Origin of the sequence: Ancylothrix sp. D3o, from assembly GCF_025370775.1 — a bacterium.
Lineage (GTDB): Bacteria > Cyanobacteriota > Cyanobacteriia > Cyanobacteriales > Oscillatoriaceae > Ancylothrix.
Map to the genome: position 1 here is coordinate 1 of NZ_JAMXEX010000061.1, position 7,480 is coordinate 7,480.

General features: G+C 47.6%; 14 protein-coding genes. 8 read left to right on the top strand and 6 right to left on the bottom strand.

Annotated elements, in window-relative coordinates:
• Positions 1 to 1,116, top strand: a 1,116-nt coding sequence (locus tag NG798_RS26360; protein ID WP_261226699.1) for a hypothetical protein, incomplete at its 5' end; no start/stop codon positions are given.
• A 71-nt stretch (positions 1,117 to 1,187) separates the two neighbouring features.
• Here NG798_RS26360 and NG798_RS26365 read toward each other — a convergent pair.
• Positions 1,188 to 1,727, bottom strand: a complete 540-nt coding sequence (locus tag NG798_RS26365; protein WP_261226700.1) for an IS630 family transposase — start codon at positions 1,725 to 1,727, stop codon at positions 1,188 to 1,190.
• A complete protein-coding gene (locus tag NG798_RS26370; protein ID WP_261226701.1) occupies positions 1,715 to 2,089 on the bottom strand; it encodes a helix-turn-helix domain-containing protein in 375 nt (124 codons plus the stop codon). The genes NG798_RS26365 and NG798_RS26370 overlap by 13 nt, the downstream gene beginning before the upstream one ends.
• Positions 2,090 to 2,843: 754 nt before the next feature.
• Here NG798_RS26370 and NG798_RS26375 point away from each other — a divergent pair.
• Positions 2,844 to 2,990, top strand: coding sequence for a hypothetical protein (locus tag NG798_RS26375; protein WP_261226702.1), 147 nt, complete (start codon positions 2,844 to 2,846; stop codon positions 2,988 to 2,990).
• Here the strand turns inward: NG798_RS26375 and NG798_RS26380 are convergent.
• The 4 genes from NG798_RS26380 to NG798_RS28310 all read right to left on the bottom strand — a co-directional run bounded on the left by NG798_RS26380 (position 2,987) and on the right by NG798_RS28310 (position 4,861).
• The gene (locus NG798_RS26380) at positions 2,987 to 3,115 is read right to left on the bottom strand and encodes a hypothetical protein (RefSeq protein ID WP_261226703.1); all 129 of its coding nucleotides are present in this window, start codon (positions 3,113 to 3,115) and stop codon (positions 2,987 to 2,989) included. The genes NG798_RS26375 and NG798_RS26380 overlap by 4 nt on opposite strands.
• A gap of 192 nt (positions 3,116 to 3,307) precedes the next feature.
• Positions 3,308 to 4,075, bottom strand: a complete 768-nt coding sequence (locus NG798_RS26385; protein ID WP_261226711.1) for an NAD(P)-binding domain-containing protein — start codon at positions 4,073 to 4,075, stop codon at positions 3,308 to 3,310.
• 11 nt (positions 4,076 to 4,086) lie between these two features.
• Positions 4,087 to 4,539, bottom strand: coding sequence for a MarR family winged helix-turn-helix transcriptional regulator (locus NG798_RS26390; RefSeq protein ID WP_261226704.1), 453 nt, complete (start codon positions 4,537 to 4,539; stop codon positions 4,087 to 4,089).
• Between the two features lie 181 nt (positions 4,540 to 4,720).
• A complete protein-coding gene (locus NG798_RS28310; RefSeq protein ID WP_375339007.1) occupies positions 4,721 to 4,861 on the bottom strand; it encodes an HNH endonuclease in 141 nt (46 codons plus the stop codon).
• 21 nt (positions 4,862 to 4,882) lie between these two features.
• Here NG798_RS28310 and NG798_RS26395 point away from each other — a divergent pair, with 21 nt between their 5' ends.
• From NG798_RS26395 to NG798_RS26420, 6 genes are all read left to right on the top strand, one after another.
• A complete protein-coding gene (locus NG798_RS26395) occupies positions 4,883 to 5,044 on the top strand; it encodes a hypothetical protein (RefSeq protein WP_261226705.1) in 162 nt (53 codons plus the stop codon).
• A gap of 13 nt (positions 5,045 to 5,057) precedes the next feature.
• Positions 5,058 to 5,246: a hypothetical protein gene (locus NG798_RS26400; RefSeq protein ID WP_261226706.1), complete on the top strand. Its 189-nt coding sequence runs from the start codon at positions 5,058 to 5,060 to the stop codon at positions 5,244 to 5,246.
• Positions 5,247 to 5,327: 81 nt separating this feature from the next.
• Positions 5,328 to 5,519, top strand: a complete 192-nt coding sequence (locus NG798_RS26405; protein ID WP_261226707.1) for a hypothetical protein — start codon at positions 5,328 to 5,330, stop codon at positions 5,517 to 5,519.
• Between the two features lie 363 nt (positions 5,520 to 5,882).
• Positions 5,883 to 6,062, top strand: coding sequence for a hypothetical protein (locus NG798_RS26410; protein ID WP_261226708.1), 180 nt, complete (start codon positions 5,883 to 5,885; stop codon positions 6,060 to 6,062).
• Positions 6,063 to 6,191: 129 nt separating this feature from the next.
• On the top strand, positions 6,192 to 6,515 hold the full coding sequence (locus NG798_RS26415) for a hypothetical protein (RefSeq protein WP_261226709.1): 324 nt from the start codon (positions 6,192 to 6,194) through the stop codon (positions 6,513 to 6,515).
• 597 nt (positions 6,516 to 7,112) lie between these two features.
• A partial coding sequence (locus NG798_RS26420; protein WP_261226710.1) for a helix-turn-helix domain-containing protein occupies positions 7,113 to 7,480 on the top strand: 368 nt, incomplete at its 3' end.

Genomic DNA, 7,480 nt, shown 5'->3' on the forward strand with positions numbered 1-7,480 from the left:
GATGGAGGCGATGGCAACGATACTCTCGATGGGGGTTTTGGTTTTGATGTTTTAATTGGTGGCAATGGCACAGATATTGCTACCTATAGCTTTTTTTCTGGGCCTATTATTGGTAATTTACAAACAGGTGTTGTCAGTTTTCCAGGAAATTCAACAACAACCGAGTCATTATTTTCAATTGAAAATTTAACTGGAGGCAGCGCTGCCGATCAATTGATTGGGAATAGCGTCAATAATGTTTTGGATGGCGGGTTGGGCAATGACATTTTAACCAGCAGCAATGGCAACGATACTCTCAATGGTAACACCGGCATTGATCAAGCTAATTATAGCAGCTTAGGACGAGCTATAACACTAACACCTTTTAGGGGAATAGATAAAAGTGGAGTTGGTTTTGATCAGCTAATTTCTGTAGAACAAATTGTTGGTGCTATCGGTCAAACCAACACGATCAATGCTTCTTCTGCTACAGGTTCTGCTTCTATAAATGTCAATCTTGGCATCAATAACCTTACGGTTAATAATGTTCCTCAATTGACCAGTACCTTCACTGTTCAAAACTTTGTTAATGTCACCGGTACTCTGAATGGTGATTTTATCACCGGCAATAGTAGTAACAACTCTCTGAATGGGAATTCTGGTAACGATATTGTCGTGGGTGGTGGTGGTTCTGACATCTTGCTCGGTGATAGTGGCAATGATAGTTTAACGGGAACCAACAATCTTTCGCGGGGATCTGGGGAATTTGACACTCTAACTGGTGGTGCCGGAATTGATCGCTTTATTTTAGGAGATTCCAGTGGTTCTTACTACAAATCTGCTGGGGGAAGTGATAGCGCACTGATTACTGATTTTTCGTCTGATGATTTAATTCAATTAGGCTCCGGTGAAACCTACAATATTCAAACCAATCTTTCTGGGTTTCAAATCTTCGTTGTTAATAGTTTTAGCCGTGAGCTTGTGGCCACTATTCAAAACGGGTCTAGTTTAAGGAGTGATGTGAGCGGTGTTCAAAGCAGTATCTCAGGCACTATAAGCACACCATCTCTCGACCTACCTTCCGGTAATTTTCAATTAGCCTCCGGTCAGGTTTTAGGTAGTTTTGTAGGGGCGTAGAATCAGTATAAGTAAGTGAACTTAATTAAACGTAAAAAACTTTGAGCTTACTTACCCTATATTTATCAAATTTAGTTGAGTCTAAAATACTCAAGCTTTAATCCTAATTTTTCGCTTCTTGCCTTTAAGCTTTCCTTAACTGCTTCGATTAAATCATATTCCCAATCAAACATTCTTCCTGCTATTTCATGGGTCTTAATTTGATGCCATTCTCCTTCTATTAGATTTAGCTCTGAGCTATAAGTAGGAAGAAAAAACAAATATAGTCCCTGAACCCGCCATTCTTTTTCTTTCGCTTTCACAATCTGGCTTTTATGAACAGAGTAATTATCTAATACAATTACTGTAATCGCTCCCGTTTGGGCTTGTCTTTGCTGTGCATATACAGCTTCTTTGTCTAATATTTTGACAAAATTTTCTTTTGTGAACCCACTTAAGGAAGCGGCATAATTAAAACTTTTCCCTGGCTCATATATTCCTAATATGTTTAGCCTTTTTCCTCGCTTTTTACTCTGCCTTATTTTTTTCTGTTCTCCTACTTTTACATAACTATAACTGGGACTACTCCACAGGCTGAAACCGCTTTCATCTAAGTATTTTAGGCAGAGCACACCACAAGCCGGCCTTGATTCTTAATATCTCTCTCATCAGCTTTTTTGGCTTGTTTTTGCTCCGGGTTTGGGTGGGTTCTTTGAACTGTTTTTGTTCGTTTCCATTTTAGTCCTTTTTTTTTGAGTATCTTACGGATTTGTGCGGGACTTAATTCCACTTGACGCTCTTGCTTAAGCAGAACTGATAATTGTTTACTGTTATAAGTTCTTTGATCCAACGCACAGCGCTCCTCCAAATACTGTATATCGGCTTCTTGCCACATCTTTTTTCTTCCACTTCTTGGTGCATCCCACAGCCCTTCCTCTCCTTTAAGTACCCACATCTGAAGGCTTCTTCTGACTGTATTAGCAGCCCAATTCATCCACTCTGCTATTCGTAGCTCCTGTCCACCCTTTTGCGCTCAAGCAGAGTACCTCGGCTCTTTTTCGCGTCCTTTCTGGCACTTGAGGATTTTGGCTTAACTTACGAAAGCTTTTGGAATTCTAGCTCACTAAGGCTAATTTTTAATCGGGCTGGCATATTGTGATTGCCTCTTTTTTATAATTTTTTCTATTTTACGTTTAATTAGGCACACCTACTTATAACCATATTCTCAGCAGGGTGGATCAAAACTCACCCTGCTTTGCAATCATTACATGAACGAGAGAAGATAAAAGGCTGTCCTAGATGCTCGTAGAACGCATCCAAGACCATCCAACAATTGCTAGGAACACCCCTTTTTTCGGGATTCAAGTCGCACCCCCAATTACACTTAGATAAAGCACTCCATGGGTTATGCGGTGGTGCATCGTTGGTGGAGGGGCCGGTGGAGCGTGACCTGAACTGGTCATTTGGTAAGCAAGGCCGACCCAACGCCGGGGATTCATACCCCCAAAGCTCACGGGGAATCGCAGTAATAGTATTACCGCTTTACCACAGGCATTCATGGACACTTCCATAAATAAAAGCAGACCACCGGCCAGCCAATTAACTCCAAATAATGCGCTCACCACCATCGGCCCTTTGTAGTCAAAGATCCGCAAGCTAGGTAAGAGTCAATTAAAAACCCATTTAATTCATGGACACCGGGGGATGCGATATAGTCGGCTTCTGTCAAGGGGCCAGGGGATATTGGGATGCCGCTGGATATTGGGATGCCGGTGGATGCAAGAAGGCCAGGGGATTTTGGGAGGCCGGCAGATATTGAGACACCGGTGCATTTGTCAGAGCCGGTGTCATGCTCGTCCATGCCTTATTTCATAGAATTTTACAGGCCGGCTTAGGCAAAATATAGATTACCGGCATCCCAGGCAAACATCGGCAACCCAGGCGGACACCGGCCAATCTCATATCCCACATACCCAAATAAACCGGGGCAAATTACTGCACCGACACTCCAGGCGGACACCGGCCAATCTCATATCCCACATACCCAAATAAACCGGGGCAAATCACCCAATACCACCGGCCACCCAATTAACTCCAAATAAAATGCCATCCCCCGTCGGCCCCGTTTAGTCAACCAAATCCAGCAGATCAAGAGCGAACTAAACACCCTGCCGAAACGACAATTTTATGCTTCCAATGATACAAACTCACGTTACATATAAATAGCACGGCTCAGACGAACCCCGAAATCGGCATCCGGATTTGTCGTGGCGTCACCAAGGCGCTCTTGCATCACTGCAACTGCCAAGTCCCGGCGCTTTGGCGATCGTGATGCGTCGGCAGATGCCAGTGCTCCCGCCATTTGTTCACGCGTGAGATCAGTGCAATAGCAGGGCGTGCCGGGTTGCTGACGCCATGAATCGGCAAGCGTGCCGGCGTCGAAAGCATCAAGCCCGGTGTCTTCGACGAGCGCCATCGCCACGGAGCGATCCTTCTCGCGGTCAGCAGCGACAGGGAGGGCGATACGGTCAGGACTTCCAGCAGGCTTGCCCTTAGCGGCGAAAGAGCCAGACCCGATCGCGTTCCACGCCTTGACGATTGGCCGACCTAGCTGTTCGGCTACCCAGAGGCTCTCGACCTGCCCAGCCTCGATGGCATCAATCTTGTCATCGCGGTGGGGATAGTAATTGGACGTGTCGATGACGACTGTCTCGGCTGGTAGGTTGGCGAAGAGCGGCGCGATTGTGGGAATGCGGTTGAGAGGGATCGAGAGGATCACCACGTCAACGTCCTCCACTGCTTGGGCCGTCGAGACCGCGCGTGCGCCCAAAGCCAGCACATCGGCTTCGATGGTCTCTGGGCCGCGAGAGTTCGCTACCTTCACGTCATGTCCGGCAGCACTGAGTTTGCGTGCCAAAGTCTTCCCGATATGGCCAGTGCCTAAGATTCCGATGTTCATTTTCTTCGTGTTATCCATGATAAATAATCCTTTTACGGAGTTGTTTGACGGGGTATTGCCAGCCCGTTCAAGGTGTCGCGAATCTCGGCAAGGTCTTCATCGGAGAGGCGGCAGGCCGTCTCGATCTTTTCAGGGATCGAGCACGCTGCCTCACGGAGTGCCTCGCCCGCTTCTGTCAGATCGATAAGAACGCGGCGTTCGTCCTGCTGGTCACGGGTGCGCGTCACCAACCCCGCGCTCTCAAGGCGTTTTAAAAGGGGCGTTAAGGTTCCGTTATCCATACCGAGTTCTTGCCCTACTTTCCCAACAGTGCGCGGGGTGCCCTCGTAGAGAGCGAGCATGACCAGAAACTGAGGATAGGTCAGGCCCAAAGGCTCAAGAAAGGGCCGATGGAGCCGAATGACGCGGTTCGACGCACTATAGAGGGCAAACGAAAGCTGCCTCCCCACATGTCGCCGTTCGTTGATGTTCGAGTTGTTATCCATTTAGTAAGAATCCAGTCAATCACTATTATATAGCGCACTATATGGGGTAAAGCCGAGAGGGAGAGTCGAGGGGAATGTTGCCATTCGACCCCTCTCTTCCGAAATCGGGAAGAGCGATTATTCAGCGCACACGGCTATTCAATGTGCAATCCTTTTGTCATTAACAGACTTTTGACTGCCGTCACCAGCAGTCTTTTCCGAAGAAGTGGCAATGTCGATGCAATAGCTGAAGATTAACCCACTCGTCTTTTCGTCCTTGAGAAAGATTTAATAGGCCCGGCTTCTGGAGAAGGGCCAGGGGTTTTTGGGAGGCCGGTAGGATATCAGAGAGCTACTGGATGTTATGAAGCCGGTGGATGGGGTGGAACCGGTGGATTTTAGGGGGCCGGTGAAAGCAGGATGGCCGGTGGGTGGGGTGGCACAAAATGCTTGGAGGTCGGTGGAGTTTGAAAAGCTGGTGGATGTTTGGGAGCCAGCAGATATTGAAAAGCTGCTGGATTTTTAGGGGCCGATGAATTTTGAGAACTAGAACCTGCCCTTCCATTGGCGAACTAGAGACCGAACCTAACCTTTACTCACCAGGAATGGAATCGCTCAACAGCGAACTTAAAAGCCGATTGGGATGCACCGGCACCGATGGATGTGATGAGGCTGTAAAAATGGACGGTCAAGCTGGAATTTGGATACACCGGCACCGATGGATGTGATGAGGCCGGGAATATTGCAAAAGTCAGTGCATACTCAGGTGCAGATGGATATAGAAGGGGCTGACGATCTATAAGGCTCGCTTGATCTGTTTTGGGCCGGTGGGGTTCCAAGTGCCGGTGGGGTTCCAAGTGCCGGTGGGGTTCCAAGTGCCGGTGGGGTTCCAAGTGCCGGTGGGGCTCCAAGTGTCGGTGGATGTCCGGGGGGCGGTGGATTTTTTTGGGGTGGTGGATCTTGAGGGGCCGGTGGGTTTTGAGAGGCCGGTGTCACACTGAGAGAATTTTTGATTATCATGGCCATTTTAGGCCGGCATAAACAAGATAGAGATTACCGACAGCCCAGGCGGATAGCTGCCTACCCTATCCCACCGACCCCCAATAAACCTGAACACATCACGCAATTTGCGATTCATTCGCATGGGTAGATTATTGCAGAGCCGGTGGAACTCCAAGGGGCCGGTGGAGGGCGGGGACAGGGGGATGTTTAGAGGCTGGTGGGACTCCAGGAGCCGGTGAATTTTGAGAACTCGGCTTTCGCGCTGAGACTGGTGGATGCTGGAAGGCCGATGGCTTTGTAAAGGCCGATGGATACTGTGATGCAGGCGAATGCTTGGGGGCCGGCGAATCTGTCGGGGGCAGGTGTTACTCGTTCGTGCCGGTGTTACGCTCGTCCATTTTAAATCTTATGGCCATTTTAGACCGGCCCAGAAAGAATACATATTATCGCCACTCCAGGCAGACACCGGCACCACCGGCATCACCAATACCTTGAACCTCAGCGACCTCCCTGAATCTGATAAAGCCGGTGAACCTGACTGAACCCTTGGATGTTGAGGGGCCGGTGAACCTGAACTCGCTATATGGTCGGTGTACCTAAAGAGGCCGGTGTCACACTGATAAATTCTTCATAATCATCGCCATTTTAGGCCGGCATAAACAAAATAGAGATTGCCGGCACTCCAGGCGGACAGCGGCCTACCCTATCCCACCGGCACCCAAATAAACCAGAGCAAATCACGCCATACCATCGGCACCCAAATAAAACGGGGCAAATCACGCCATACCACCGGCACCAAACTACCAGAAGAAATTGTCATAACCACCGGCATTCAATTTGGCATCGGCATCAAATTAGCGTCTGCTTGTCAAATCAACAGAATTTATCCCACATACCGAACTAGACCTTGGCAAATTCCCGCAATACCCACCGGCACCCATCCGTACTTCCGTAAACAAAAGCAGACCACCGGCCTCCCAATTTACTCCCAATAATCCGATCAGCCATCGGCCCCCTTTACCCAACGATCTCCCAGCTTCTCAACAGTGCGCTAAAAGCTTATTTGGATTCACGGACGCCGGTAAATGTCATAAACCAGGCTTCTGTATAGGGGCTAGGGGTTCTTCGGGTGCCGGTGGATATCGCTCCTTCTACTAGCAAACTAGAAGCCGAACCGAACCTTTTACTCGCTAGGAATTGAATCGCTCAACAGCCAACTACCAGCCGATTTTGATACATCGGCACCGATGGATATTGCAAGATAGAGGGATGCCGTAATGCAAGCGAATGTTTGTTCGGACAGTGGATCTAGTCGGTGGATATTCCGAAGCCGGGGGATCTGCGAGCAGCCGGTAGGTACATCCATCGGCCACCGAAAGCGTCACGCCCGCAGGCGATACTTTAGGGGAGCCGACATTGAGCACTCACAGCCAACTCCAAGCCGATTATTTTGATTCACCGGCACCGATGGATGTGATGAGGCCGGGGATATTGCAAAGTCAGTGCATACTCAAGTCCAGATAGACATATAGCAGTCCTAAATAGGTCATAACAGGTATAATATTAAGTAGTGTCTAAATTAAAAAATGAACATGGACATTATTTCTGAGTTAAATGATTTTATTAATCACACGAAAGAAGCTAGAGAAATAAAAAGAGCTTTAGCTGTCAAGATGATTTTAGAAGGAAAATCCTACCATGAAATAAAAGAATTATTACAAGTTTCTCATAGTTTTATTAGTTTGTGGAAAAATCAAGCTCTGTTTTTTGGAGTAGAGAGCTTAAAATTACAGTTTAAAGGAACTCAGGGTAAATTAAAACCCGCAGAAAAAGGCCAAGTTATTTCCTGGTTAAGAGAACAAGAACATCCAAGATTATCAGACTTAAAAAAATATTTAGAACAAGAGTATAAAGTTATCTATAAATCGAATCAAAGTTATTATGCTTTGATGGCAGAAGC